Below are 358 nucleotides of genomic sequence, written 5' to 3'. Positions count from 1 at the left end.
CCTCGCCAATCGCCCGCGCCTGGCGCGCCGTCTTCACCCCGAACCCGACGCAGATCGGCAGGTCCGTGTGTTCCTTGATGCGCGAAACCGCAGCCGAAACATTGTTCGTGTCCGGCAGGGCCGAACCCGTCACACCCGTCATCGACACGTAATAGACGAAGCCCGACGTGTTCTCCAGCACCTTCGGCAGGCGCTCTTCGTCGGTCGTCGGCGTGGCAAGACGAATGAAGTTCAGCCCCGCTTTGATGGCCGGAACGCAAAGCTCCTGATCCATCTCCGGCGGCAGGTCGACGATGATCAGACCGTCAATGCCCGCTTCCTTCGCATCGGAGAGGAAGCGGTCCACACCATAGATGTA

The 358-nt window shown here is 62.0% G+C and carries 1 protein-coding gene; it reads right to left on the bottom strand.

The features are described 5' to 3' along the window. A partial coding sequence (trpA, locus tag NDI72_RS22155) for a tryptophan synthase subunit alpha (RefSeq protein WP_283801785.1) occupies positions 1-358 on the bottom strand: 358 nt, incomplete at both ends.

Origin of the sequence: Nitratireductor sp. GZWM139 (assembly GCF_030068685.1) — a bacterium.
GTDB lineage: Bacteria > Pseudomonadota > Alphaproteobacteria > Rhizobiales > Rhizobiaceae > Nitratireductor > Nitratireductor aquimarinus.
The sequence above is the reverse complement of the archived record's forward strand: the minus strand, read 5'-3'. Positions and strand labels throughout refer to the sequence as shown.